At 65.8% G+C, this 24,578-nt stretch carries 26 protein-coding genes; 13 read left to right on the plus strand and 13 right to left on the minus strand.

Annotated elements, in window-relative coordinates:
• Nucleotides 1–121: 121 nt before the first annotated feature.
• Nucleotides 122–1,273: an MCE family protein gene (locus BN4332_RS04995; protein WP_084459181.1), complete on the minus strand. Its 1,152-nt coding sequence runs from the start codon at nucleotides 1,271–1,273 to the stop codon at nucleotides 122–124.
• Nucleotides 1,274–1,707: 434 nt separating this feature from the next.
• Nucleotides 1,708–3,117, minus strand: a complete 1,410-nt coding sequence (locus tag BN4332_RS05000; RefSeq protein ID WP_084459173.1) for a flavin monoamine oxidase family protein — start codon at nucleotides 3,115–3,117, stop codon at nucleotides 1,708–1,710.
• 375 nt (nucleotides 3,118–3,492) lie between these two features.
• Here BN4332_RS05000 and BN4332_RS34120 point away from each other — a divergent pair, with 375 nt between their 5' ends.
• Nucleotides 3,493–3,933, plus strand: a complete 441-nt coding sequence (locus BN4332_RS34120) for a TetR/AcrR family transcriptional regulator C-terminal domain-containing protein (protein ID WP_235654022.1) — start codon at nucleotides 3,493–3,495, stop codon at nucleotides 3,931–3,933.
• A 33-nt stretch (nucleotides 3,934–3,966) separates the two neighbouring features.
• Nucleotides 3,967–5,025, plus strand: a complete 1,059-nt coding sequence (locus BN4332_RS05010; protein ID WP_066897439.1) for a DNA polymerase III subunit beta family protein — start codon at nucleotides 3,967–3,969, stop codon at nucleotides 5,023–5,025.
• An 88-nt stretch (nucleotides 5,026–5,113) separates the two neighbouring features.
• Here the strand turns inward: BN4332_RS05010 and BN4332_RS05015 are convergent, their stop codons facing one another.
• Complete coding sequence (locus BN4332_RS05015) at nucleotides 5,114–5,722, minus strand: LGFP repeat-containing protein (protein ID WP_066897440.1); 609 nt, start codon at nucleotides 5,720–5,722, stop codon at nucleotides 5,114–5,116.
• Between the two features lie 145 nt (nucleotides 5,723–5,867).
• Nucleotides 5,868–6,296 carry a cellulose-binding domain-containing protein gene (locus BN4332_RS05020; protein WP_074132981.1) on the minus strand — a complete coding sequence of 143 codons (429 nt, stop codon included), beginning with the start codon at nucleotides 6,294–6,296 and terminating at the stop codon, nucleotides 5,868–5,870.
• 213 nt (nucleotides 6,297–6,509) lie between these two features.
• On the opposite strand from BN4332_RS05020, the gene BN4332_RS05025 reads away from it, so the two are divergent.
• Entirely contained in the window at nucleotides 6,510–7,160 is a 651-nt protein-coding gene (locus BN4332_RS05025) for a maleylpyruvate isomerase family mycothiol-dependent enzyme (RefSeq protein WP_160110811.1), read from the plus strand.
• A gap of 70 nt (nucleotides 7,161–7,230) precedes the next feature.
• Here BN4332_RS05025 and BN4332_RS05030 read toward each other — a convergent pair whose 3' ends face one another.
• Nucleotides 7,231–7,791 carry a hypothetical protein gene (locus BN4332_RS05030; protein WP_235654023.1) on the minus strand — a complete coding sequence of 187 codons (561 nt, stop codon included), beginning with the start codon at nucleotides 7,789–7,791 and terminating at the stop codon, nucleotides 7,231–7,233.
• Between the two features lie 905 nt (nucleotides 7,792–8,696).
• Between BN4332_RS05030 and BN4332_RS05035 the strand changes: the two genes are divergently transcribed.
• The 3 genes from BN4332_RS05035 (at nucleotide 8,697) to BN4332_RS05045 (ending at nucleotide 10,880) form a co-directional block, all read left to right on the plus strand.
• Nucleotides 8,697–9,302, plus strand: coding sequence for an HAD family hydrolase (locus BN4332_RS05035; protein ID WP_338066797.1), 606 nt, complete (start codon nucleotides 8,697–8,699; stop codon nucleotides 9,300–9,302).
• Nucleotides 9,303–9,482: 180 nt separating this feature from the next.
• On the plus strand, nucleotides 9,483–9,935 hold the full coding sequence (locus BN4332_RS05040; RefSeq protein ID WP_066897445.1) for a DUF1942 domain-containing protein: 453 nt from the start codon (nucleotides 9,483–9,485) through the stop codon (nucleotides 9,933–9,935).
• Between the two features lie 78 nt (nucleotides 9,936–10,013).
• Nucleotides 10,014–10,880, plus strand: coding sequence for a coiled-coil domain-containing protein (locus BN4332_RS05045; protein ID WP_066897446.1), 867 nt, complete (start codon nucleotides 10,014–10,016; stop codon nucleotides 10,878–10,880).
• A 16-nt stretch (nucleotides 10,881–10,896) separates the two neighbouring features.
• Here the strand turns inward: BN4332_RS05045 and BN4332_RS05050 are convergent, their stop codons facing one another.
• The 3 genes from BN4332_RS05050 to BN4332_RS05060 are packed head-to-tail and all read right to left on the minus strand — an operon-like array spanning nucleotide 10,897 to nucleotide 12,555.
• Nucleotides 10,897–11,481 (minus strand): TetR/AcrR family transcriptional regulator, encoded by a 585-nt coding sequence (locus BN4332_RS05050; RefSeq protein ID WP_066897447.1) that lies wholly within the window; start codon nucleotides 11,479–11,481, stop codon nucleotides 10,897–10,899.
• Nucleotides 11,482–11,491: 10 nt separating this feature from the next.
• Nucleotides 11,492–11,830, minus strand: a complete 339-nt coding sequence (locus BN4332_RS33145; protein ID WP_160110812.1) for a zinc-binding dehydrogenase — start codon at nucleotides 11,828–11,830, stop codon at nucleotides 11,492–11,494.
• Nucleotides 11,821–12,555, minus strand: coding sequence for an alcohol dehydrogenase catalytic domain-containing protein (locus tag BN4332_RS05060; RefSeq protein ID WP_220096853.1), 735 nt, complete (start codon nucleotides 12,553–12,555; stop codon nucleotides 11,821–11,823). Before BN4332_RS05060 ends, BN4332_RS33145 begins: the two co-directional genes overlap by 10 nt.
• Nucleotides 12,556–12,657: 102 nt before the next feature.
• On the opposite strand from BN4332_RS05060, the gene BN4332_RS05065 reads away from it, so the two are divergent.
• Complete coding sequence (locus BN4332_RS05065; RefSeq protein ID WP_066897450.1) at nucleotides 12,658–12,999, plus strand: ArsR/SmtB family transcription factor; 342 nt, start codon at nucleotides 12,658–12,660, stop codon at nucleotides 12,997–12,999.
• Nucleotides 12,996–13,466, plus strand: a complete 471-nt coding sequence (locus BN4332_RS05070; RefSeq protein WP_066897451.1) for an SRPBCC domain-containing protein — start codon at nucleotides 12,996–12,998, stop codon at nucleotides 13,464–13,466. Before BN4332_RS05065 ends, BN4332_RS05070 begins: the two co-directional genes overlap by 4 nt.
• Nucleotides 13,467–13,470: 4 nt before the next feature.
• On the opposite strand, the gene BN4332_RS05075 is transcribed toward BN4332_RS05070, so the two are convergent.
• Nucleotides 13,471–14,016: a dihydrofolate reductase family protein gene (locus BN4332_RS05075; RefSeq protein ID WP_066897452.1), complete on the minus strand. Its 546-nt coding sequence runs from the start codon at nucleotides 14,014–14,016 to the stop codon at nucleotides 13,471–13,473.
• 56 nt (nucleotides 14,017–14,072) lie between these two features.
• Here BN4332_RS05075 and BN4332_RS05080 point away from each other — a divergent pair, with 56 nt between their 5' ends.
• Entirely contained in the window at nucleotides 14,073–14,993 is a 921-nt protein-coding gene (locus BN4332_RS05080) for an alpha/beta fold hydrolase (protein WP_066897453.1), read from the plus strand.
• Between the two features lie 15 nt (nucleotides 14,994–15,008).
• Here BN4332_RS05080 and BN4332_RS05085 read toward each other — a convergent pair whose 3' ends face one another.
• Nucleotides 15,009–15,722: a GNAT family N-acetyltransferase gene (locus BN4332_RS05085; RefSeq protein ID WP_435405149.1), complete on the minus strand. Its 714-nt coding sequence runs from the start codon at nucleotides 15,720–15,722 to the stop codon at nucleotides 15,009–15,011.
• A 38-nt stretch (nucleotides 15,723–15,760) separates the two neighbouring features.
• On the opposite strand from BN4332_RS05085, the gene BN4332_RS05090 reads away from it, so the two are divergent.
• Entirely contained in the window at nucleotides 15,761–16,261 is a 501-nt protein-coding gene (locus BN4332_RS05090; protein ID WP_066897455.1) for a DinB family protein, read from the plus strand.
• 91 nt (nucleotides 16,262–16,352) lie between these two features.
• On the plus strand, nucleotides 16,353–17,267 hold the full coding sequence (locus BN4332_RS05095) for an MBL fold metallo-hydrolase (protein WP_066897456.1): 915 nt from the start codon (nucleotides 16,353–16,355) through the stop codon (nucleotides 17,265–17,267).
• 65 nt (nucleotides 17,268–17,332) lie between these two features.
• Here the strand turns inward: BN4332_RS05095 and BN4332_RS05100 are convergent, their stop codons facing one another.
• The 3 genes from BN4332_RS05100 to BN4332_RS05110 are packed head-to-tail and all read right to left on the minus strand — an operon-like array spanning nucleotide 17,333 to nucleotide 21,566.
• On the minus strand, nucleotides 17,333–18,934 hold the full coding sequence (locus BN4332_RS05100) for a diol dehydratase reactivase ATPase-like domain-containing protein (protein WP_066897457.1): 1,602 nt from the start codon (nucleotides 18,932–18,934) through the stop codon (nucleotides 17,333–17,335).
• On the minus strand, nucleotides 18,931–19,290 hold the full coding sequence (locus tag BN4332_RS05105) for a diol dehydratase small subunit (RefSeq protein WP_066897458.1): 360 nt from the start codon (nucleotides 19,288–19,290) through the stop codon (nucleotides 18,931–18,933). The genes BN4332_RS05100 and BN4332_RS05105 overlap by 4 nt, the downstream gene beginning before the upstream one ends.
• Nucleotides 19,287–21,566, minus strand: a complete 2,280-nt coding sequence (locus tag BN4332_RS05110) for a propanediol/glycerol family dehydratase large subunit (protein ID WP_066897459.1) — start codon at nucleotides 21,564–21,566, stop codon at nucleotides 19,287–19,289. The genes BN4332_RS05105 and BN4332_RS05110 overlap by 4 nt, the downstream gene beginning before the upstream one ends.
• Before the next feature lie 260 nt (nucleotides 21,567–21,826).
• Here BN4332_RS05110 and BN4332_RS05115 point away from each other — a divergent pair, with 260 nt between their 5' ends.
• Both BN4332_RS05115 and BN4332_RS05120 read left to right on the plus strand, forming a co-directional pair.
• Nucleotides 21,827–23,257 carry an APC family permease gene (locus BN4332_RS05115; protein ID WP_066897460.1) on the plus strand — a complete coding sequence of 477 codons (1,431 nt, stop codon included), beginning with the start codon at nucleotides 21,827–21,829 and terminating at the stop codon, nucleotides 23,255–23,257.
• 174 nt (nucleotides 23,258–23,431) lie between these two features.
• Nucleotides 23,432–24,511, plus strand: a complete 1,080-nt coding sequence (locus BN4332_RS05120; RefSeq protein WP_066897461.1) for a PucR family transcriptional regulator — start codon at nucleotides 23,432–23,434, stop codon at nucleotides 24,509–24,511.
• The last annotated feature ends 67 nt before the right edge of the window (nucleotides 24,512–24,578 follow it).

Consider the following 24,578-nt stretch of genomic DNA (forward strand, 5'->3'; position numbering starts at 1 on the left):
TGATGTATGTCATCGGTTGATTGCCCGTAGCGGCCGAAACTCGCAGTGAGTTAGCGCAATCGGGTGCCAACGCGGCCAGCGCAATGCTGGCAAGTGGGTCGCCGCTCCGCTCGTCCAGAGCCTAGGGATTGATGGTGTTCTCACCGATCTGGCGGCCCCACACATACTCGGTGACCAGTGGCTGGCCCATTTCGAGATGGTTGTACGGGGCGATGGAGGCGCCGGTATCCATCACCAGATATGGGGCCGGCCACAGGTCTTTCGTGATCGGCTGCCAGCAGCCGGGCCGGCCCTCGGGTCCGCCCTTGGCATTGACCCGTGGCAGGTTGTCTGGGTAGACGTATGGGTTGCCCGCGCCGATCAGAAAGTCGTGCAGCTCAAGGGCGTAGCCGTTGCGGGTCTGCGCGGCGAACTTCGGCGCGGCCTCCGCGTAGTTGCGGACCGAACATGCCAATGCCGGGCTGTTGCGGTCCAGCATCTCGGCGACCGGCAGCAGGTCCTGGCCACCGCGGACCAGGTAGGGGCCGCCGCGTTCGAAGATGTCGGCGCCGGTGTTGCCGAAGCCGACGGCGGCCACCAGGGCTTGGTCCAGGTTGCCGCGCTGCTCGTTGAGCGTGCGGGCGGTGGTGACAGCATTGCTCAAGCCGTCGAACAGGTCCGGGCTCGCATCCGCGTACAGCTCGCCCAGGTCAGCCAGCCCGGCCATGTCGCGGCGGATCTGCGGCATGCGTGGGTTCAGCTCGGTCAAGATGTCATTGCCGTCCACGATGGACTGGCCGAACTTGTCCCCCAGACCGTCGAGGGCTTGCGCGGTGGCCGTCAACGTCTGGTTCAGCTTGATCGGATCAATCTGCTCGGAAATCGCCGTGATCGTCTCGAACAGAGAGTTGAATTCCGTCGTCACACCTTGAGCGCGGATCGGCGTCGCGGGCGAGACCCGCTGCGGCGACGGGTTGGGCGGCGACAGGAACGAGATGTACTTGTTGCCGAACACTGTGGTGGCCCGCAGCTCGGCGGTCACATTCTCCGGAATCAGCTTGAGGTACTGCGGCTTGACGTCCAGCGTCAGCTTGGCCTCCGGCTTGTCGTCCACGGTGACGACGTCGACGGAAGCCAGCCGCCCGATCGGCACACCGTTGAAGGTGACCTTTGAGCCTGGGTCCATCGAGAGGCCGGCCCGGCCGGACAGCACGGTCAGCTGGGTCTTCTCGTCGAAAGCCCCGCGGAACTGCATCCAGGTCAACGTCAACACCGCGACCACAACGATGATCATTCCCGCGCACGCCGTCTTGTACGGCGGGTCGTACCGCCAGTTCTTGAACCGCCGTCGGGGCTGGGCCCGCACAGTCGCGATGGATGAGGCCACGCACAAACCTCCGACTTGTTGACGCGGCCAGCCAGTTGATGAGCACAGAGCAGCCAGCGAATGAGCGAGCTGAACTCTCGCAAACAATCAGAGACGACCGCAACTACAAGTCGCCTAGTGCGGCAAACATCAAATCGCTACAGACAGGAGAGCTCCGTCACATTCGTTGTGGCCAAGTAACCGGGGTCATGCCCCATGTGCGCAGGAAGCCGGCGCACCGAAGTCGGCATCGGAACTGCCGCTCCCGCAAACGCGTTGGGCTCGCGTTCCCTCACCAACGTGCTTGCAATCGGCTTCGCGCCGGGTGGCTCAATGGATTGGTGCGACCACTGCGGTTGCGGTCATAGTGCCCGGACCACCTCACGCGCAGCGCGTGCACCGGCCTGTACAGCGCCGTTCATGAATCCAATCCATTCGTCGGCGGTCTCGACACCGGCCCAATGCAGTCGGCCGACCGGAGTCTTGAGACTTGTGCGGGCAGAGGTCAGAACTCCGGTTGGCAGTCCCCCTTCACATCCGAAGCTGAAAGGCTCATCGCGCCAGCGCTTTTCCTCATAGTGGTACGGGTAACGAGCCTGGTGCCCGAACAACCGTGCATAGGTATCCAACACCGCCTCCTTGCTGGTGGCCGCATCGCCGCCGGGATTGCCGGGTTCATCGGTGAGGTAACTGGCGAGTACACCGACCGACCCGTCCGGTGGTGACGCATCGAGCACTCCCGGCACCGCCGCGGAATCAGTCATCGCGGAGCCGGACAGCCCCGCTGCACGCCAGAACGGTTTGTCGTACACGGCGTTGATCTTGCGGCCGTGCACTGGCTGCCACGCCGAACGCAGGCGTGCTGCCGCTGCCGGAAGTGCCGGTGTGAATGTGATGTGTTGGCACGCTGCGGGGCTCGCTGCGACGATGACGTGACGGGCCTGGTAGGTGGTTTCTCCGGAATGGATGAACACATCATCGGCGGACCGTTCGATTCGTGACACCGGTGTGTCGAGGACCAGGCGCGCACCCAGCTGGTCGGCGATGGCCAACGACAGTGACTGTGTCCCACCGGGAAAACGCAACACGCTGGTCTGGCTCGCCAGCAGCGAACCGATTCCTCCCCAGGTATTGAACAGGTGCAGGACGAACAGGAGCGATGTCGTCGGCGGAAAGTAACCGAACAGCGACTCCAGCAGCCGGCGCGCCTGGCGGTTGGGCATGCTCTGCTCGAACCAAGCCCCGACTGTGCAGTGGTCGAGGGCGTCGGCATCGGGAGCGTCCCAGGGGGCGTCCCGGGGCACTGCGGATGCCAGCTCGTCGAGACGCTCGATCGCCAGTGCGACCTCGATCAGAGCTTGTGGTTCCATCGGTAACGCAACCCAGCGCGATGCGAACGTCACGATGGCGCGCAGGATCTTTCGCAGGACACGCGAGCGCGGCAGCGACGGTATCCGGGTGTCGCCGAAGTCGAATGGTCGCACCGCGCCATCGAAATCGAACAGGAATCGTCCCGAGTCGACGGTGTCAAAAAGTGGGATGTCGAATTTCCGCGCCAGTTGACGGATGTGCCTGTGCGCGGGGTACACGAGCGTCGCCCCTGCATCGAGCGTGACGGTGGCCGTCTCGGCATTGAGCGTTCGTCCACCCACCCGGGTGTTGGCTTCGAGCACCACGGTCGAGTCGACCCCGGCGTCGAGTAGCTCGACCGCCGATGCCAACCCCGACAGGCCGGCGCCCACGATCACCACGTCCCTGTCGATAACTGCCATGCTCCCGCCTATCGAGTCGTCGTTCGTACGGTGTACGAGGCTTTCGTTCAGCGTACGCGCATCGGTAGAATCTGGCCGGTGACGACCCCCAGCCCGACCGATTCCGTGTGGCTTCGCGCGGCGAAAAAGCCACGCAGCGAACCGGGATTGACGCGCGATGCCGTAGTCAGTGCCGCAGTGGAACTGATGGATGAGGGCGGTGTTGCCGCACTGAGCATGAGGAAACTTGCGGCCCGACTGAACAGCGCCCCGATGACGTTGTACACCTACGTAGACACCAAGGCTGACATCCTCGAGTTCGCACTCGATGGAGTCTTCACCGAAATGCTCACAGCCGCCGTGCGCTCTGATTGGTGGGAAGACGACTTGACGGCCATGGCACAGGAAATGTTCGAGGTGTTCCTCCGGCATCCTTGGGCGCCCGCGTTGCTCGGCAGTAAGCCGCCGATTGGACCCGCGGCCGTCGCCCACCTCGGCATGATTCTCGAGGTGCTCTCCGACGCGGGTCTCGGCGACGGTGATCTCGAGTCCGCGCTGGCGGCGTACTACTACTACGTGCTGGGCGCCGCCACGGCCGAAACAGTCTGGATGCAGGCCGGCCGGCCGCTGAGCACCATCGCCGACGATGAGCTGCTGTCCGCCCTGACGTCCGCCGACGGCCGGGACACGGCACCGGTGATCGACTTCTACCGGGCCTCCCCGCCAACGGAACCGGGCCGCCGGTTCCTGCTCGGATTACGCCGCATCATCGATGGACTGCGCCCTATCGCCGCCGGAGGTCACAACTCGGTGGCGGTGGATAGTCCTCGACATTGACTTTCAAGTGGGTTGAGGGCCGACGATGTTCGGGTGGCTGACCTTGAGTTGATGTCGATCGGCGCGTTCGCAAAGCTCGCCGGACTGACTGCGAGCGCATTGCGGTTCTATGACGACGCAGGCTTGCTTCATCCCGAGCAAGTCGACCCGATCACGGGCTACCGACTGTATAGCGAGTCGCAATTGGTTCGCGCCTCGCAGCTGCGCCAGCTGCGAGAGATTCGGATGCCGCTGCCCACGATCGGCAGGTTCCTCAACGCCGATGCCCAAGAGGCGTCGCTGCTGATTGACGACCAAGTCGCCAAGGTCGCCGAGGACGCCGCCGAAGTAGAACGAGCCGCCGCGCGACTCAAGGCTTCCCTGGGCGAAGCGTCTCACTTCAGTATTTGCGCGCTCTCGGGTCCGGTCCTTGCAGCGGCGATTGACCAGATCGTGGCCACCACGGTTCACGATCCCGAATTCCCGGTCCTGAATGGTGTGCGTTTGGAAGCAGATCCTGACGGCATCTCGCTGACGGCGACCGATCGCTACCGCTTGGTCACGCGGACGCTGGTGCCGAACCAACCGTCTGCCGGTTCGTGGGCCGGAACTTTGGCGGCAGATGATCTCCAGGCCGCAGCTTCGCGACTGCGACGAACCTCGATCGTGGCGTTGGAAGCGAGCGAATGGAGCGTCGACCTGCGCGTGACCGACGGCTCCGTGATGCACTGCCGCCTGCTCACCGAGGTCTTTCCTGACTACCGGCTCATGCTCAGTTCACTTCCCCCCGTGTCACATCGCGCCACCGTCGAAAAGCACGAGGTGGTCAGGGCTCTGGAGCAACACGCACCAGACAAGGTCGGCCTTCGGGTGGTGGCCGGCCGGCCGAGCCTCGTGCTGCCCGACCACACCGTGGAGCTCAAGGGCGCCATGTCGGGCCCGGATCTGACGATCTGGTTTGAGCTAACCACGTTGTACCCAGCGGTGAGCCACGCACTCGGCAGCGACTTGATGCTCGACCTCCGCGGGCCCGACCAGCCCGCATCCATCCGGTCGGCCGACGACGGCGACTTCACCACGCTCGTCATGCCGTGTCTGAATTCCTCGCCATGACGTAGGCACGCTGCTCTGAACGACGGCCCGAAATCCGGTCCCTCGCCGGCGGACCCGTCGACCCGTTCCGGGCCTCGTACTCAGCCGCCTACAGACCAGACGGGACGACCTTGCCGTTGATCGTCACCTCGACCTGGCCGGTGGTCGTGTTGTACGAGACCTTGCCGTGGTCGAACGTCTCCACAAGCAGATCGTCGACGGCGGTCTCATCGCTCGTGGGGGCGCCCAGCGGGCCCACTGAGCCGTTCTCGCCGGTGACCGCCGGCACGCCGTCCGGATCGCGTGGGACGTTCCAGGCCTCCCGGATCTTGCCCCAGGTGATATATGCCGGCGTGCCGGGGTCGCCGTTCCTGGCGGTGATAACGCCGCCCTGGAACTGCTGGAACAGCACACCGCTCTCCCGCGCTCCCGCGTTACGGTCACCCGTCAGGGGCTTGCCGAGGGCGTCCTTCTGGCTCTGGGTTGCCGACGAGTATTTGGCGGCGATCGGGCCGGTCAGCGTCACCTCGACGTCACGCTCCCCGATGAGCTTCACCTCGCTGGTCTGCCCCGGCGTCTCAACCGTAGAGGTGACGATCAACGAGACCTGGGGCGATAGTGACGAATCGACCGCCTGGCCGTTGCTGCAGCCCACCGTCATCAGCGCGGCGGCCGCCAGGCCGACCAGTGCCGTGTGGCGGTGTGTGATCGTCCCCATGAGCTCCCTCTCGCGGCTTCGTATGGCGGGTCATCTTGCATTGAACCCCGCCGGCCGGACTATAACGGAACCACTTGACTGGCGCAGGCGATCGCGGTCAGTCGCCTATTCGGCTCGTAGTCAGGGAGTCTCGGATTCATCGCCGCTAAGTGCACGGATATTGCCCATTGAGTACGCAATTCGCCGGCGGCGAGTAGAAGCCGCTCAGCACGCCTCTCATCCCGCCTTGGGCGGTACCGCCCGGCGCGATGATGCGATTCCAGTTCGCGGGGGTGAGCACGTAGTGCGTGCCATATCGAGTAAACGTGCTACTCCACGTGTGCGAGATGGATTCGCCTGGCGGCAAGTCGAATTCGAGCCGCCAATCCGTCATGGGCACCGCGCTCGCGTTCACGATGGTGAAGTGCCCGATGAAACCGGTCTGCCACGTCGATGAGACCGTCAGCCTCGCGGCAGCCGCAGCACCATGAGCGACCGGGACCACGACGAGTCCGGAGATGACAGTCATCACCGCCGCCAGAGTTACGTAAAGCGCTGCGCTCCAGCGCTTCACACAACTGCCCAGTCCGGTCACAGCAGCAAACATTAAAGCGGAGCCACCGACATCAGTGCTCGCATCGCCGGGAAGCTGCGCTACCTTTGCTCAACTGAAACCGTCCCGATACCTAGGCCTCCAGGGCGTGGACGAGGCAACGAACGAGCAGGCGGACGTGCGACGCAGATCCTCGATGCTCGAATCGCGGAAATGGTGACGACCGCCCTCGTCCCTGCGGTAACACTGTTGGACATGACGATCGTTGAGGACGTCAAAGCCGAACGTGCAGCATTCGCGGACTTCCTGATGGCACTGGGTCCGTCAGCGCAGACCGGTTGCGGTGAGTGGACTGCGATGGACCTCGCGGCCCACCTGGCGGGTGAGGAGCGCAATGGTGGGGTGACGACGTTTGTCGCCCGGTCACTGGTGGCACGTGGGGTTTCGGTGCCTGCGGCCCCCAGCCTGGTCGACATCGCGATGCGCTTGGAGCGACGCCACGGGTTTTCCGCGCTGGTGCACCGGCTGCGCCGGCCGATTCCGCGGCTGCTGCTACGGCCTCGCGTGGCGCCGCTGACCCTGTTCGAGTACTGGACGCATCACGACGATCTCATTCGCGGCAACGGCGGAGTCCACGCCGCGCCGACGACATTGACCGAGGCCATTCCCCTCGTACTGCGTTATCAGCTCAAGAAGCTGCCCGCCGGTGTCCGCGTGACGGTCGGCACCGCCGATGCCCGCTTCCGATGGTCGGTCGGGCCGACGCCGGGTCGAGACGTAACGGTCGCCGGCTCGCCCCCGGACCTGGTCCGATGGCTGTCGGGGCGGTTTGCGCTAGGCGAGATCACCATGACCGGACCCGACAACGCGGTGCAGGCACTTCGGGCGTTCACAGGTCGCGTGTGACCACGGGAGGCGACCTCTGAGACCGCGGACCCACGGCGAGGACTCACATGGCCTCGCCCCCCCCTGAGCGTCAGGTCGCCGGATGCGGCGAGACACCGGTGGCCCGGCCGTACAGCTCTGCGGCCGCGCTCATCGACGCCTTGACGGTGTTGTAGTAATGCGTTCCAACCCCACCGTGGTACTTGAGCAGCTGCGGGTTCTGCGCGAGCGTGGCTGCCAGCACGGTGTCGCTGGTGATGCCGTACTTCTTGAACGCCTCGGTGAACCGGGCAATGAACCGGGAGATCGCCTTGTTGGGGTCTTGACGTTCGGCCACCGTGCCGAAGCTGGCCTTCTCCTGGAACAGGCCGATGACCTCGTCGGCCGCACCACCCGGCCCGCCGTAGGCCTGGACACCGCCGGAGGCCGTCGGGCGGAAACTCGACTCGATCTTCGCGGTGGCGATGACGGTCTTGATCTGGTCCTCACTCAACTTGGCCGCCCTGCCCTGGCTGACGATGGCCCTCACGATGTCTTGAGCATTGGAGTCTTTGGTCACCACAACCGGTGCCGGGGTGATGGCTGCGGCCGGCCTGGGGACGGTGTCGCCCGTGGGCCGATGCTCGACCGCGATCGGCACATCTGGGGGCACGGGCCGAGAAAGCAGACTGGCGCCACCTAGGCCGGTGGCGACGAGCAGGGTGGCGGTGATTGCCTTTACACTCTTTAGTTTTCCGAACGTCTCCGGCGATCGGACGACTTTGGGCATGGTCTTGCTCTCCTGAGTGAGGGTTTGAACTTGTAGATCCGTGGACCGGACACGATCACCCCCTCCAACCCCGCACGTCAGCGCGAAACAGGGTCGAACCTCGCAACGGCCACCATGCGCAGACGAGCAGCGCACGACCAGATGCGCACCGACAGGAGTTTGCTGCGTGGATTGCAGCCGCAGCGAAGCAGAACCGGCCTGCCGCCGACAACTCGTATGCGTGGCAACCACCACCCCTGTTGCCACATTGTGAGCTACGCCATCTTGCCAGGTGATACGGCATCGTAGTGATTAGCCAAGGACTGTATTGGAACATTCAGGATCTGGCAAAACGCCCCCAGCCGGGCCGAGCGCGAACGCTGGCCACCCATGAACGACGCGTGCAGTTCATTTGCCGTACGCCGGCATGGCGGGACGCCTCAGGCTCCGAGCTAAGCGAGCACGTCGCCGAGATCCCAGTAGACCGGCGGCACCGAGCCGATGTCGATCCCCCGACGTGAATATCGAGCCGCGCTCCAATGAGATGCCGTGCACGATAGATCAATTCGCGGGCTGCGCTGGCCGCATCCGTTGGCGGGTCGCCGTCGCTATCCCAGAAGGCGTCCGCTTCGGTGCCCGCTCCCTCCCGCACACGATGAATCGTCCAGTCGGCCAAGGGATCACCCCACGACGCCGCGTCAAAGTCGAGCACCCCAGTGATCCGGCACTGCACCCGGCAAGTTGGGGCGTGACTTCGTTCGCTCAGATGAGATCATCGTGATGTGGGCGGCCTACAACTACCTGCGGATGTGCGGGCACTCGTCTTCGATGTCGGAGAAACCCTCGTCGACGAATCCCGCACCTGGTCCGACCAAGCCCGACAGGCCGGCGTCACGCCCTTCACATTGATGGGCGTTATCGGGGCACTGATCGAACGCGGCGAAGACCACCGAGCCGCGTGGGACATGCTCGGAATCCGCCGTCCGACAACCCCTCCCACCATCACCACCGCCGACCTCTATCCCGACGCACTAGCCTGCCTCCGGGCCGCCAGATCCGCCGGGCTGATCGTTGGAGTTGCTGGAAATCAGCCGGCCGGCGCGGTCGAACAGCTGGCAACGCTCGGCTTCGGCGCCGACTTCGTCGCCTCCTCGGCCGAGTGGAACGTCTCGAAGCCGTCCGCCGAGTTCTTCACCAGACTGACTCGTGCCGCCCACCTCGACGCCTGTCAGATCATGTATATCGGTGACCGTCTCGACAACGACATCCTGCCCGCGCGGTCGGCAGGATTACGTACGGCACTCATCCGTCGCGGCCCGTGGGGACATCTTCACGCCCGGTATCCAGAGGCCACATTGGCTGATTTGCAGCTTGATTCGTTGGCGCGACTAACCGAGACGCTTGATCCAGACTGATCGCATCCATCGCAGCTGCACCTCTGATGCCCATGGCCCAAACCGGTGGCCCGGATGAGCCCGCCGAAAGCCTTGCTGCCGTGAACCGAGCAGGTTTGAAGTCCCATCGTTTGGCTACACCCCGGTTGAACCGAACGCAATAGCTCCTGCACAGCAGGAGAATGGCGGAGGGAGCCTGACGTGGCATTCACGAAGATCGCTTTGAAATCGACCATAGCCGCCGCTGGCATCGCGGCGGCCGGGATTCTGGCACCAACGGCATACGCCGATCCGACGGCCTTGGAGTTCGGCGAAACGGCCGAGATTCCGAGTCCCGGTGGCGCCATCGATTACACCGTGAGTAACTTGCAACCCAGCGGTCACAACGACGGCATCTGGTATTCGGACGTCACGGCCCGAGCCGTGAGTGGCTTCCCCACCCCGAACATCGCCGATTTCAACGCGCGGGCGGTCAACAGCTCCACCTACGCGAACATGAAGGGAAACCAGACCGACGGCCTGCCTAACCAGCCGATCGCCATGGGCACCCAGACAAGCGGGCGGGTTTACTTCGACGTCCGCGGCGGCACGGCGCCCGACAGCGTGGTTTACCGGGATGCCGGGGGAACCGACAAGGTGGTCTGGAAGGGCTGAGCGCCACCGGGTTGAGCTCCAGAACTCCAACATCTGCGAACATCGTCGGGTGTCTACCCTCGCTGTGAGGTCGCACCGATGACCGTCGAAGGCGACCTCGACTCGCTCTACGGCGTACCGCCGGAGCAGTTCACCGCGCGGCGCAAGGATCTCGCGGCTGCGGCGAAGAAACGTGGTGACGCTGACGCGGCCAAGGTGATCGGCGCGGCACGACGACCGACGACAGCGGCCTGGGTGGTGAACCGGCTGACGCTGACCGACGAAACAGTGCGCCCGAGGGTGACCGAGCTGCACGAAGCCCTGCGTGCCGCGCACGCAGCCATGGACGGGCAGCGCATCCGCGAACTGTCCTCGGTACAGCGGCAGTTGGTGCAGGAACTGGCCCGTGCCGCGTTCGCGGCCGCGGATGTGAATCCCACGGCGTCGGTGCGCGACGACGTCACGGGCACCCTGCAGGCGGCAATCGCAGATCCGGAGGTGGCTGCGCGGCTGGGGCGGCTGTCCAAGGCCGAAGAGTGGTCAGGCTTCGGCGACTTCGGCGCGTCGTCCGCAGTGACCACGAAAGTTCGGCCCACCACCGGGTCGACGTCGAAGACTCCCCCACCGCCGTCGGAAACCAAGCAGCCAGAGCGGGACTCCGCAGCGATCGATGAGGCCCGACACACCCGCAACACGGCCGCCTCCGAAGTGGAGGCCGCCCGCGACACGCTCGACGATGCACTCGCCACGGTGTCCGAGCATCGGGCCAAGGTCAAGACCGCACGTCGGCGATACGAGAAGCTGCTGGAGAGCCTCGCCGCCGCCGAGCACGACCTGGAGGCGGCGGCGACAGAGCTCGATGAGGCAGAGCGCTCGGCGAAAGGTCTGCAGAAACGGATGGAGACGGCCGAAGCGGCTCTGAGGCAAGCGGATTCGCGGCTGGACCGACTCAGGGAAAGAGAATGACAGGCGAATCCGACCGCTACGGGCCGAGCAACGCCATCGCCGGCTCGATCAGCGCGAGCAGACGTGTACGTGGGATACCGTCGCGGGCCTGGACGGAAATGCCGTGCAGCACGGCCGCATAGGCGTCGCCCAACGCCTGCGCATCCGTACCGGCAGGGAGTTCGCCCGCGGCAACGGCGGCGCGCACACGTTCGACCAGTGAGTCGGTGCGCCTGCGCCGATGCTCGGCCAGCCATTGCCGGACCACATCATTGGCCGGTGAGCAATTGGTGGCCGAGCTGACCACCATGCAGCCGCGCGCACCACGCTGCGTGTACACGTCGACCGCCTCGCGCAGCATCCGCTCGAACGCGTGGCGGACCGTCGGCTCTTCGGCGAGGGCACGATCGGCGAACCCGCCCTCCTGTTGCTCGTACCGATCGATGGCTTCCCGGAACAACGTCTCCTTCGACCCGTAGGCCGCGTACAGCCGCGCCGAAGCCAGCCCGGTGGCCGCGACGAGATCGCTCATGGACGTGCTCTCGTACCCGCGTTCCCAGAACACCTGCTGGATCTTCTCGAGGACTTCGTCCCGGTCGAATTCCCTTGGTCTGCCGGCCATTCAACTCACCTCAGAATCGGTCGATCACCACGACGCCGGTTGTGCCGAACGACGCCATCGATTCAAGCACCGAGCTCACCTCATCGAGGCTGACGGTACGAGAGACGACCTCGTCCGGACGGAGCCGACCCGCATCGATCATCGCGAGCATCGGACCGAACTGGTGTCCGGCCATGCCGAACGCATTCTGGAACTCGAGTTCCTTGATCAGCATGAGATCGATGGGTACCGCGATCTGACCGCCGTCGGCCGCCACGGTGTGACCCAGCTGCAAGTGGCGACCCCGGGTACGCAACGAGTGCAACGACGCCTGGCAGGTCTGTGCGAGCCCAACCGCATCTACCGACACGTGGGCACCGCCCCGGTCAGCTCGACGATCTCGGCGGCAGCCTCCGGCGCGGCGGCCGTGGTGGTGTGGACGGCTCCGAGTCGGCCTGCCGCAGCGACCTTGTCGACGGCAATGTCGACTGCGATCACATTGGCCCCTGCGGCGGCGGCGATCTGGACTGCGGCCAAGCCCATACCTCCGCCCGCCCCATAGACCGCGACCCATTCGCCGGGGCGTACCCGCGCCTGGTCGACGATGCCGTGAAAGGCCGCGATGTAGCGGCAGCCGAGACTGGCCGCGGAGACGAAGCTCAACGACTCCGGCAGCGCCACCATGTTGACGTCGGCGAAGCGGACGACCACATACTCGGCGAAAGCGCCCCAATAGGAAACTCCGGGCACCAACGTGCCGCCGTGTTCGCACACGTGCTGATGGCCGGCCCGGCACATCCCGCAGTCGCCGTCACCCGGATTCATCGGGAACGTCACCCTGTCCCCTGCGCGCCAGCGCCGGACCTCGGAGCCGACTTCCTCGACGACACCGGCGAATTCGTGGCCCAAGACGAAGGGAGCAGCGACACGAGGCCCACCGGCCCAGAAGTTCCCCGACCACAAGGCCCAGTCCGTGCGGCAGATGCCGTTGGCCATCACCCGCACGATCGCTCCGTCCGGCGGGCAGGTCGGCTCCGGCACTTCCTGCACGACCAATGGTTGCCCGAGTTCCTCGATCACCGCAGCCCGCACCATCTCCTCCATTCTTTGTCGCTCAACAAAGAATAACCTCACAGGACGCCACCCGCGAACACTTAGCCCTTGCGCTAAGTGTTGCCATATTGGATACTTAGCCTCGTGGCACAGTATTCGGCCGAACTCGATGAGGTCTTCCTGGCGCTCGCAGACCCGACCAGGCGCGCAGTGATCCACCAGCTCGGGCGCGGGCCGGCGAGCGTGGGCGATCTGGCCGGCAAGGCCACCATGACGCTCCCCTCGTTCATGAAGCACGTGCGGATGCTCGAGTCGACGGGCCTGATCCGCACGGCGAAGGTCGGCCGCGTCCGCACCTGCCAGCTCAACCAGGAACGGCTCACTGTCATCGAAGACTGGCTGACACAGCAGCGGCGCGTCTGGGAGGAACGCACCGACCGGCTGGAGCAATTCGTCACCGCATCCGAGAAAGGAAACCCGACATGAACCCTGATCTCGACCTCAGCGTCGAGCGGATCATCCGCGCACCCCGCAAGGCGGTTTGGGAGGCCTGGACCAACCCGGACAGCTTGGCGCAGTGGTGGATCCCCGCGCCGATGCTGTGCCGCGTGGAACGCTTGGACGTCCGCCCGGGTGGGGCGTTTGTCACCCGGATGAGTGAGGACGGCGGCGAGTTCGTGCCGCATCTGGATGCCTGTTTCCTCCGGGTCGACGAGTTCGAGCGGTTGGTGTTCACCAACGCCGTGGACAGCGGCTGGCGACCGGCCAGCCCGGCTCCCATCTCGATGACCGCCGAAGTCACGATGCGTGATCACGCCGACGGCACCGACTACCGCATCATCGCCCGCCACGGCGACCCGGCCGCCAAGAACCGCCATGCCGAACTCGGCTTCGCCGAAGGTTGGGCAACCGTCGCCGATCAACTCTCGCGATTCACCGAGAGCAGGCGCTGAGAAGCTACGTCGGCTCGTATCGCATCGCCACCGCGCCGGACCCGAACTCCCGCCGGCCCACGAGCTTCAAGTCGACATACGTCGACAGGCCGGCGAACAGCGTCCGCCCATGGCCCACCAGCCTGGGATGCACCACGAACTCGTACTCGTCGATCAATCCCAGCTCTGCCAACGCCATCGGAAGCGTCACTCCTCCGACGTACAGCCCGGCACCCTGCTCACGCTTGAGCTGCTGTACCGCGGAGGCCAGATCACCCCGCACGAGCTCGGCGTTCCAGTCCACGCGTTCCAAGGTGCTCGAGACGACGTACTTCTTCATGGCGTCGATCGTCCGGGCGAAGGGCTCCATCCACTCGGGTCGCGTCCCCGGTGGTGCCGGTGACCGCCACGCGTCCTCCATCATCTGGTACGTCACCCGGCCGAACAGCAGGGCATCGACTCTGTCGAACATCTCGATCGCGTGCCGATGCATATCGGCATTCGGGACGAGGGCGCGATGGTCACAGCATCCGTCCAGCGTGACATTGATCGAATACCGAAGAGGTCTCATTTCGGGCTCCTGACGCCGGCCGGCAAGTAGGGTATCGCCGCTACATCTGATGGATCATGCCTGTTGCAACCGACAAGGTGGCCGAGTTGGGCTTGACTGACCGAGGTTTCAAGAACGCGGACGCGCGACGACGCTACATGTCCGTGTACGACGAGGTACGAGCATTAACGCCCCATCCGGACGTCGTACACGACGTGCCAACCGAATTCGGCACCGTGCGCGTCTACCAACATGGCCCAGATGGCGGTGTACCCGTCGTGCTGATCCACGGCTTCTTTCTCACCTCGGCGATGTGGAGGGAACAAGTCGCCGGTCTGTCAGGTGACTTCACCCTGTACGCGATCGATGCGTTGGGCCAGCCGGGTGCAAGCATTCAGGAGCGAACGATGTTCACGCCCGCGCAGTGCGCGCGCGGCATCAACGCGGTTCTCGATGGCTTGACGCTGCGTGATGTCCACCTGGTGGGCCACTCCTACGGGGGCTGGCTTGCCGCTCACACGGCGGCACGCGCGCCCCACCTGTTGGCGACGGTGACACTGATTGACCCGGCCAACACCGTCGCCCGCCTATCGCCGAGATTCTGGAGGAGCTTGGCAGTCGTGATGACCCGCCCCCGGTCCGCGGGAGCCGAACAGGCTGCTGATTGGATTGCGGGACACCCCGCACCGGGCAGCTACATCGGTCGGCTCGCCCAGCTGTTCGTGGCCGGCTTCGACGCCTTTGGGCCACCGATACACACACCTGCTCCCCGGTTCCCGAGGGAGCGTCTCTTGCGCACAGTGCGTCTTCCGGTCCAAGTGCTCCTGGCAGGAAATACTGTTCATGACTCAGGTAAGGCGATCGAGTGGATCGCGTCGGCAGTGCCGTCATGGCGATATCACATGTGGCCCAATGCTTCACACATGTTGCCAGCCGAGGCCTCAGACGAAGTCAATGCTCAAATACGTCAGTTCGTGATCGCGCACCACAACGCTTGACCACCTGGTGGGCAATCAGACCCCGAAGGCTTCGGCATAGGCGATCTCACCGCGCGGAGTGGCCTCGTCAGGCTGGAGCGCAAGGGCGAGGAAGTTCTGGTCGGGCGCCTCGAATGGCGCGGTGATACCGAGGCGCGATGCCGGTTCGAACCCGAAACGCGGGTAGTACTCGGCGTGTCCGAGCACCACAACGAGGTTCTCCCCCATACGTCGCGCCTGCTCCAGCCCCGCTCGGATCGCCGCGGAACCAGCGCCGGAGCGCTGGGCTTCGGGCGCGACAGCGCAGGGACCGAGTGCCAGAGCAGGCTGGCCTCCCACGGTGCATCGCGTGAGCAACGCATACCCCACGATCGAGCCGCTCGAATCGAGCGTGACGGTCGACAGTCCGTCGATCCATGCAGTCGGGTCCTGACGGAGTGCGTCGACGAGGTCGGCTTCGAGCTCGGTGGGGAATGCCGCTGCGTTCACGGCGTGAATACGCCGGATGTCCTCGGGTCGTTCGGCCCGGGTTCGCCACACGTCCACCCTGCTCATCTCCCCCGTTTCGGCGCCACGCCCGAATAGTATGGTCACAGGTACGAGAGCATCCAGCGATTTTCCGCGCTCACGTCCAGGCCCGTTCGCCGCATGATCCCCCGAGCGTGGCATCTCAGTCCCGGCGGCGATGACCCCGGACACCGGCGTTTCCCAGACCGGCTCACGCACGGCATTCAGCGATGATGCGGACATCGCCGACCCTTCCCCGAACCAGAATGGAGTGAAAACCTATGGCCACCAAAGTGATCACCACCGGATCCGAGCGGACACTGCTCGAGAATGCGCTGGACCGCAATCGCGAAGCGCTCATCGAAACCGCACGCGGCATGACTGATGCACAGGCCCGCCGACGACTCGTGACGTCGTTGACGACGCCTATCTCGCTGATAAAGCACGCCGCCGCCGCCGAACGGATTTGGTTCCAACGGTTCTGGGCGGGACTTGAGGCGTCCGACTGCGACGGATACTCCGAACGCGACGAGGGCACGTTCGCCGTCGGTGATCACGAGTCGCTCGCCGACGTCATCGCCGAGTTCGAACGCGCGAGCCGGCGATCGCGGGCGATCGCATCCCGCTTCGATCTCGATGACACCAAAGACAATCCGCGCGAGGGCACCGTCAGCATGCGCTGGACGTTGCTTGCGATGATCGAAGAATTCGCCCGACACGCGGGCCACGGTGACATCCTGCGCGAACAGATCGACCATCCCGGCCCACCCGCTCGCGCTTGAATCGGCGTTTCCCCGGCCCCGGATAGTTCCCGGCGCAGGCGTGCGTTCTACGGGAAGGCAGGTCATTTTCACAGCCCTCAGGAGGAGAAGCATGAGCTTGGACAATCTTTCGCACCTCGGGAGCCGAGGTGTCGACGAGCTGGTTCCGTCGCGCTACGCGGTACAGATCGGTGACATCGAGGTGCTGGTGATCAGCGACGGGGTGCTACCGATCACCGCGTCGACCCTGGCGACCAATGCCGAACCGGCCAAACTCGCCGGCTGGCTCGGCGACAATTTCCTGTCACCCGAAGTGGTCGACTGGCCGCTGAACGTGGTGGTGGTCCGCAGCGGCGATCAGACCATCCTTGTCGACGCCGGCCTGGGATTGGAGTTCCCGGACTTTCCGCGCGCCGGGCAGACGGTTCAACGGCTCGAGGCCGCCGGCGTCGATCTGGGCTCCGTGACCGATGTAGTGCTCACCCACATGCACATGGATCACGTCGGTGGGTTGATCACCGAGGGGGTCAAGGAGAAGCTGCGGCCGGATCTGCGGGTCCACGCCGCGGCCGCCGAGGCCGAGTTCTGGGAGGCCCCCGACTTCTCCCACACCGTCATGCCGCAGCCCATTCCGGATGTCCTTCGCCGGGTCGCCTCGCAGTTCCTGAACGATTACCGCGGCCAACTGCGGACCTTCGAGAAGGAGTACGAGGTGGCGCCGGGAGTGATGATCTCGCGCACCGGCGGTCACACGCCAGGACACAGCGTGGTCCGGCTGGCATCGGGCGGCCAGGCGCTGACGTTCGCCGGCGACGCGGTGTTCCAGGTCGGCTTCGACAATCCCGAGTGGCACAACGGGTTCGAGCATGATCCCGAGGAGGCCGTGCGCGTCCGCGTCGATCTGCTGACCGAACTGGCGGCGACCGGTGAGGCACTGGTGGCCACCCACCTGCCCTTCCCGTCCGTCTGCCGAGTGGCGGTCGCCGGCAATGCCTTCCGGTGTGTGCCGGACGTCTGGGATTACTGAACCGGCCGGCCGTCTCACCGAATCGGTGAGACGGCCGGTTCCGGACACGAATCAGACGAGCGGGGTCAGCCCGTCAGGTCTTCCTGACGCATCGCCATGACGACCAGCCCGTAGGCCACCGCAAAGCGATGCCCCAGTTGCGCGCCGACGTTGCCCCGCCCGACGCTGACCTCAGGTCCGAGTTGTTCACTGACCGCCCGGACCAATTCGTCGTCGCCGGCGCCACCGCCGACCAGCAGGACCCCGGTGGCGCCGGGTGCGGCCTGTTCGAGGCCTCTCATCACGTTGCCGCCGATCACCAGTCGCTTGGCGGCGAGTCGCCAACTGCGCCATTCTGTTCCGGACATCCTCGATGTGAACGGCAGCAGGCCGCTGGGTGCCGTGGTGAGGAGCCAGCCGGTGCATCGGCCGTTGATCGGCTTGTCCAGGAACTGGCGCCGGCCGTGCTCGTCCTCGACGAGCTGGACGGTGACGGCAGTGACCGCCTCGGCACGCTTCGCGTACTCCGCTGCGCTTCTTGAAATGTCGAGCGCGCAGGCCGTAGCAGTGGTGAGCAGCTGGCCGGCGCCGGGCAGTACGACGCGGGCGCCATCGGACACGACGTCAACGGTGCCTCCCCCGACATCGACGACCACCACGTCGGGAGTGACGCCCGGGGTGCTCAACGCACCGACGCGCGCGGCGGCAGCTTCTGATTCGATGCTCGCCACCGGTGCCCCGAGCGCCCACTCGAGCTCGTCAGCTGTGGCAGGCGGCGCGTCCGTTCCACCCATGGTGGCTCGCACCAGGCTGTCGACCACGACCGAACCTCGACGTGAGTTGGCCTGGTGGGCGATGTCGGCCAGATGGATCACATGGGCCGGCCCGGCCGGTTCATCCGCGAGAGCGGTCGGTTCGGTTGTCTGACGGTCCGGCATACCGGGCGCCGGCCGGCCGTCATCGAGGGACACGACCGCACAGGCGCTGTCGAACAACTCGTCGGCGATCATCCGTGCGTCGGCACGTTCCTCGTCGCCGAGAGCGAATACGTCGGCCAGCCAGAACGGGTCGGTCAACCGCTGCAGTGGTGTCGTCCCCTGGCGGACCTCGACCGCGACCAGTGTCGCCGAAAGCAGCTGCCCCACACCGATATCGTCGACCACCGGCATCGCGATCCCGAGCCGGTTCGCCACCAGCACCGCCTCATCGTTCTCGGTGAGCACCGCGACGATCTGCCTGCCCTGTTCGACCGCCGCGGCCACCGCGCCGGCCACCTCTCGGTAACCCCGGTCCGAGGTCGCGCAGGCCACGACCGGCCGGCCGGGTTCGATCGTGTCGAGATGTTCGACCGGCACCGGCACACCGACGCCGACGCCGTCACCGGCCGTGGTAGCAGCCGAGCGGGTGGCGATGGTGAGTCGCCCGGTGCGGCGGGTCTCCAGTTTGACCCGCTCGACAGACGAGTGAACCGGCGGGGTCGGGGCGAACGCGGCCCGTTCGATCACCAGTCCGCTTGTCTCGGCGAGGCGTTGGGCCAACTGGGCGGCACCATGGACTGCCCGCACGGATCCTTTACCGCCACGCGTCGGCGTGCGCGCGCTGGCCAGTACGTCCAGATCGGCTCCCGCCCGGCACAGAACGACTTCGGTGGTGGCGTTGCCGATGTCGATGCCGGCCCAGACGGTCATCGCAGCAGGCCACGCCGCCGGTAGACGACGGCGGCCTCGCGGACGAAGGCGGCACAGATCGGAGCGCTCTGCCCGTCCAGCCGCTCGGCGAGATCCATGAGCTCGGGAAACGTGGACCGTCCCGGTCGCAGCGCCTCGTACGCCGAGAGCATGTCCTCGGAGCTCAGCGCCGTCATCTCGGCTGCCCGTCGTAGATTCATCGCCAGCTGCGCAGAACCAGTCCGTTCGGCGATATCCGCCTGTGCGAGCAAGGTTTCCCGGCTGATCCGGATGTCGTCGAGAGCCAGGTCGCCGCTCCGGGCGGCTTCGACTGTCACCTCGGTGAGGTTGCGGCCGGAATGTGATGACGTGGTCATGACGTGAGCTCCAGTTCGATCTGGGTACGGCTGGTCTCGTCGCGTTGTTCGGACTGTTCCCGCTCGATGGCGACCATGGAGACCACCTGGGTGTGATACCGCGCGGTGATCGCCTCTTCGGTGTAGGCGTTGCGCATCGGGGCCGGCGTCGCCCCCTTGGCGTGCCTGCCGGCGTTGATTCCGATCAGCCGGTACATCTGCGGGGTGATCAGCGGTGCGACGCTGAGCAATTCGAGGTTCGACAACGGCGTGAGGTCCCGGCGGTGGATGATCGTGGTGCCTTTGGCCTGCAGCCCCACGGCGATTCCGGATCCGGACAGCTGCGCGGCGGACTTGCCGATGGCTCCGAGGTCGATGGTGTCGGTGATGCGGACGAGCCGCGGCACGCACTGCTCCTCCTCGAGGCCGGCCAGGATCTGTTCCAGCGCCTCATAGATGGTCATGCCGGACAAGGTGCGAAACAGCTTGGTGCCGAATGCCGGTGACACACCGATCACCACCTCACGCGGATCCTCGCCCACCCGTGCCGGGCCGACCGGAATCAGCCGATCCACCTGGGCGTAGGTGGCCTGCTCCTTGACCAGGTCGGCCACCGACCGGGCCTGCCGCACGGCATCGATCTGAGCCTGGCGCTCGGCTGACGGCCGGTAACCCGTTCCCGGCCCGCGATAGTCGTTCGGATCCTGCAATGCCGACAGGACGTTCATCTCCTCGTCGAAGATGGCAGCGGTTTGCAGGTAGTCGCCGGTGACCCTGGCCTTGGCCATGCCCAGCACGCGGTCGGCGAGGTCGGTGAAGCCGGTCTCGGCGAGTGCGGTCACGACATCGAGCACGGTGAGCCCCGACTGGTCGATCATCCTGGCGGCGCTGAGCACCTTGACCCCGTCGGTCTCGGGCAGGTCCTTGGAACCCTGTGCTCCCACAACGGCTTCCACGTGATCGTCGTCGAAGTCGGCAAGGCCGAGGTATTCGAAGACTGCGCGGGTGGCTTCGGCGGCCAGCCGTCGCATGGCCTCCAGCGTCGTCGGGTCGACCGACCGAAGTCCCCCGTCGACGCCCCAGTCCCGCTGCAGCACCAGGTAATCGTCGAGGTCGCTGGCATTGAAGTTGGAGGGCCCGAACATGTTGTCGTAGGCAGGCACCGACCCGAACCCGGAGAAGATGAAATCCGAACCGGACAGCAGCACGGGCAGTGTCCGGCTGGTCCGGCGCATCGTGGACTCGGAGACCAGGCTGTCGTTGCCGCTGCAGGACTCCAACCCCCGCAGCATCACCATCAGGTTCTCGGCGATGAGCTCGCGGACGCCACCGGGGACCGAGGCGGTGATCGCCGCCCCGTCGATCCCGCCGTTCTGCACGCCCTGTGCGCCGATGCCCTTGGCCAGCGCCACACAGCGAGACTCCAAGTAGTTCATGGACTTTCGCTCGGCCTGCCCCATCAGCACCTCGGATCCTGCCCCGCTCGACAGCCGCATCTTGATTCCGCGCGAGGCGTACGACGAGGTCAGAAATGCCTTGGACCACGGGGTGTCATCACCATCGGTGAACACCTGCTCGGTGCCGTAGACCGACACCGTCTCGGCGTAGGAGACCAGACCGCGCACGCCCAACTCCAGCTCGCGGGCCTCCTCGACGGAACACTGGGTCAGCGCACCGGGCGCGGGCACCTGGGAACCGATCAGCAGTCCCACCGCAACGGCCGGGGCGTCGTCGAGCACCGGCACGGTGGCCTCCAATTCCCGGAAGCCGTACACCACCGCGGTCGCCGCATCGGCGGCGATCAGCAGCGGGTCGTCGAGCCGATTGGTGACGTGCGCCTGATTGGCCGGCGTCCGGCGCGCGCGCATCTTCATCATCGCCATCTGGATTTCGACCGGTTGCAACATCGCGACGACGCGAGCCATCTTGGCCGGAGTCAGTCCCGAGCACACCCGCAGCACCTGCTCCCGGGCCACGCTCGAATCCACGATCATCCGGGCCAGCTCGGTTTCGTCCATCGCCATCGACCGGGGCGCCTCGGTGTGATCGATGGCGTATCGAACGACGAACTCGTCGATCGTGTCGAAGCTCGCCGCCGGCGTCGAGTCCATCTCCAGCACGGTGCCGTCATCGGCCACCACCCAGGACGGCTCCGGATCGTAAGGCGATCGGTGCGAGATCATCCCCAGTTCGGGGTCGGCCTCGGCGAACCCATCGAGGTTGACCCGCTGTTCGTCCAACAGCCGAATGCGTCCCAACCGATGGTCCTGCTCGCTCTCCGAGCTGTTCAGGTGCATGGCGCTCGCCGTACCTCTCTCCTCGCGTGACGGCCACAGCATTGACCGAACGTTGAGCGCGGGACAACGCCGCGCACCGAGCTTCCAACACACTGTGTGACGCCGGCGGCACATTCGGCCGCTGCTGTGACCCGGCCTACAACAAGGTGTTGGAAAGACCCGTCACACCTCTGGCCGACGGCTCTCCGGTCTCGCAAACTTCATCCCCGGAACTCGACGGAACCCGCGATCCGCGGCTCCGGTAGCACAGGAGGTTGCCCATGTCCCAGGTCGTCGACGCGGACGACACGCGTAGGCGCGACACATCGCCGGATGGCCGGCCGGCCAAGTTGCGCGGCAACCTCGGCGTGCCCGCCATCGTCCTGATGGTGGTGGCCGCCGCGGCGCCACTCTCGACGATCGGCGGCAACGTGCCGATCGCGATGGTGCTCGGCAAGACGACGGGCATCCCGGTCGCCTTCCTGGTCGCCGGCGCGGTGTTCCTGTTGTTCGCGGCCAGCTTCGTCGCGATGTCGAAGTACGTCACCAAGCCGGGCGCCTTCTACGCCTACATCCAGATGGCCCTCGGCCGCGCGGCCGGTGCCGGTGCCGCCGTGCTCGCGCTTCCGGCATACATGGCGACGCTGCTGGGCGTGGCGGCCTACGACGGGGTCATCCTCGCCGGGCTCATCGAGCGCTTCGGCGGGCCCGAGATCCCATGGTGGCTGCTGACCGCGCTGGTCCTGGCGGCCGTCGCCTGGCTGGGTTACCGCGACATCGATCTCAGCGCCAAGGTCCTCGGGATCTTCCTGGTCTCAGAGGTGGCCATCCTGGTCGTGCTCGACCTGGTCATCGTTCTGCAGGGCGGCGAAAAGGGCATCACCGGTGACTCTTTCACCCCGCAGGGCCTGGCCGGCGGTGTCGGTATCGCTCTGCTGTACGCGCTATGGGGCTTCGTCGGCGTCGAGGCGACCGCGGTCTTCCGCGACGAGGCCAAGGACCCGGACCGAACCGTCCCACGGGCGACCTACTGGGCCGTCGGCATCGTGGCGATCTTCTACGCCTTCTCGAGCTGGGCCCTGATCGAAGGCAACGGGGGCCCGGACGCCATCGCGGCCGCCGAGGCCGACCCCGACAACTTCATGGTGAACACGGCACAGCAATACCTCGGCATGCTGGGCCGCGACCTCACCACGGGCTTCTGGTTCATCAGCGTCTTCGCCTGTGCCCTGGCCTTCCACAACATCGCCTCGAGGTACACCTTCGCGTTGGGCCAGAGCGGCGTCTTCCCGAAGCGTCTGGGCGCCGTCCACGGCCGTCACGGTGCACCGTCGAACGCGTCGCTGGCCATCACCGTGGCCTCGTTCGTGATCATGGGCATCTTCGCCGCGCTCCAGCTGGACCCGGTGCTGCAGATCTTCGGACCGCTCGGTGGCCTCGGCATCTACGCACTGGCGATCCTGTGGTTGCTGACGACGATCTCCGTGGTGATCTTCTTCAGCCGCCGCGGTGACTCGACCCGCAAGGTGGTGCTGGGCTCGGCCGCCACGCTCGCCCTGGCCGGGGCGCTGGTGCTGGTCGTGTCGAATCTGACCCTGATCGTCGGTGGCAGCTCCACGCTTGCGGTGATCTTCGGTGCGATGCCGCTGGTGTTCTTCGGGGCCGGCATGCTGCTGAGCCGGCGGTCGACCGCGGACCTGACCGCGGAGTGAGCGGCGAGGGCATGCTCGCCGATTCCCCGCGTCGGCGAGCATGCCCTCGCGTACTGCGAGAACGTCCCCGATGCGCTGGTACCGTCGTGCCCGGGGGTGTGGGTGTGCCGCCGCGGTCTCGCCGACAGCAGCAGGGAACCTGGGGGCCGACGGTAGATCAGGAGAAGGCGCAGCATGTCCCGGGAATCGTCGCTGAGCGTGGCGGAGGCCTTGACTGTGGCGCCGTTGGACCGCGGTTCGGTGGTCGCCGGTCACCGCGGGCTGACCCGTGAGGTCGCCTGGGTCGACATCATCCACGCTCCCGCCGAGTCCTTCATCCGCCCCGGCGATCTCGTGCTGTGCACCGGGGCCGATATCCGGCAGCCGGGCAATCGGGAGTTCCTCACCTATCTCGTGTCCTCTCATGCGGCGGGGCTGATATTGAGCCCGCCGCCGGAGATCACCGTCCGCGAACTGCTCAACTCGCTGGTTCCGCTGGCCGATCGTCACGAGTTCCCCGTGGTGATATTGCCGTGGGAGATCGCCTTCGCCGATGTTCAGAAGAACCTGTTCCCGCTGTTGAGCCCGTCCGCTCCCGGCACGCAGGTGGAGATGGCCATCGGACGACGCCAACGTGACGACACCGGCTGGAACGATCACGCCTCGGCGTTCGCCGAAGCCCTCGACGAGTTGGCGCTCTCGGCCGGTGTCGCCGTCCATTGTTCGGCGACCGATGACCTGGTGATGTGCCACTTCTCCTCGGCCCCGTCGACGTCCACGGTGTCGGTGTTGGTCGCGTCCGCCCAGCGGCTCAGCGCGCTGCCCGAGGACCTTGTCAGTTGGGCACTGCTGCCTCCGGTCCATGCGCAGTCCGCCCCGATGACGGCATCGGTGCCGCCGGCCCTGCCCGGCCGGCCGGCCGGGTCCCGCCAGTTCGCCGAGGTCCTGCGCCAGGATCCCCAGTCCATGGCGACGATCCTCGAGACGTTGCAGCCGCTGATCGATTACGACAAGACCCGCCGAGGGCAACTCGTCCACACGTTGGAGATCCTTCTCAACGAAGCCACCAACATCAGCGCGGCAGCGCGAGCGCTATACCTCAACCGGCACTCCCTGATGTACCGGATCAAGCTCATCGAAGAGCTCACCGGCCTCTCGCTCAAGGATCCCGCCGATCGCTTCCAGCTGGAGGTCAGCGTGCGCGTTCACCAGATCAACGAGGCGCGCAGCGACGGTCCCGGACCCGGATCCGTCACCACCGCCTGCTTCCCCTGACACGCTCACGAGCGGCCGCGGTCTGCCGCTTGACCAATAGTTCATCCTTTTCTGAATACACAAAGCA

Source organism: Mycolicibacterium houstonense, from assembly GCF_900078665.2.
Lineage (GTDB): Bacteria > Actinomycetota > Actinomycetes > Mycobacteriales > Mycobacteriaceae > Mycobacterium > Mycobacterium houstonense.

Excerpts from the sequence above, each read along its gene's own strand:
- BN4332_RS05110 (WP_066897459.1), bottom strand. The coding sequence starts at position 21,566 with ATGCACCTGAACAGCTCGGAGAGCGAGCAGGACCATCGGTTGGGACGC.
- BN4332_RS05095 (WP_066897456.1), top strand. The coding sequence starts at position 16,353 with ATGAGCTTGGACAATCTTTCGCACCTCGGGAGCCGAGGTGTCGACGAG.
- BN4332_RS05025 (WP_160110811.1), top strand. The coding sequence starts at position 6,510 with ATGACGATCGTTGAGGACGTCAAAGCCGAACGTGCAGCATTCGCGGAC.
- BN4332_RS05080 (WP_066897453.1), top strand. The coding sequence starts at position 14,073 with ATGCCTGTTGCAACCGACAAGGTGGCCGAGTTGGGCTTGACTGACCGA.
- BN4332_RS05015 (WP_066897440.1), bottom strand. The coding sequence starts at position 5,722 with ATGGGGACGATCACACACCGCCACACGGCACTGGTCGGCCTGGCGGCC.
- BN4332_RS05060 (WP_220096853.1), bottom strand. The coding sequence starts at position 12,555 with ATGGTGCGGGCTGCGGTGATCGAGGAACTCGGGCAACCATTGGTCGTG.
- BN4332_RS05085 (WP_435405149.1), bottom strand. The coding sequence starts at position 15,722 with ATGTCCGCATCATCGCTGAATGCCGTGCGTGAGCCGGTCTGGGAAACG.
- BN4332_RS05100 (WP_066897457.1), bottom strand. The coding sequence starts at position 18,934 with ATGACCGTCTGGGCCGGCATCGACATCGGCAACGCCACCACCGAAGTC.
- BN4332_RS05045 (WP_066897446.1), top strand. The coding sequence starts at position 10,014 with ATGACCGTCGAAGGCGACCTCGACTCGCTCTACGGCGTACCGCCGGAG.
- BN4332_RS05115 (WP_066897460.1), top strand. The coding sequence starts at position 21,827 with ATGTCCCAGGTCGTCGACGCGGACGACACGCGTAGGCGCGACACATCG.
- BN4332_RS05075 (WP_066897452.1), bottom strand. The coding sequence starts at position 14,016 with ATGAGACCTCTTCGGTATTCGATCAATGTCACGCTGGACGGATGCTGT.
- BN4332_RS34120 (WP_235654022.1), top strand. The coding sequence starts at position 3,493 with ATGGCACAGGAAATGTTCGAGGTGTTCCTCCGGCATCCTTGGGCGCCC.
- BN4332_RS04995 (WP_084459181.1), bottom strand. The coding sequence starts at position 1,273 with ATGATCATCGTTGTGGTCGCGGTGTTGACGTTGACCTGGATGCAGTTC.
- BN4332_RS05090 (WP_066897455.1), top strand. The coding sequence starts at position 15,761 with ATGGCCACCAAAGTGATCACCACCGGATCCGAGCGGACACTGCTCGAG.
- BN4332_RS05105 (WP_066897458.1), bottom strand. The coding sequence starts at position 19,290 with ATGACCACGTCATCACATTCCGGCCGCAACCTCACCGAGGTGACAGTC.
- BN4332_RS05070 (WP_066897451.1), top strand. The coding sequence starts at position 12,996 with ATGAACCCTGATCTCGACCTCAGCGTCGAGCGGATCATCCGCGCACCC.
- BN4332_RS05120 (WP_066897461.1), top strand. The coding sequence starts at position 23,432 with ATGTCCCGGGAATCGTCGCTGAGCGTGGCGGAGGCCTTGACTGTGGCG.
- BN4332_RS05050 (WP_066897447.1), bottom strand. The coding sequence starts at position 11,481 with ATGGCCGGCAGACCAAGGGAATTCGACCGGGACGAAGTCCTCGAGAAG.
- BN4332_RS05000 (WP_084459173.1), bottom strand. The coding sequence starts at position 3,117 with ATGGCAGTTATCGACAGGGACGTGGTGATCGTGGGCGCCGGCCTGTCG.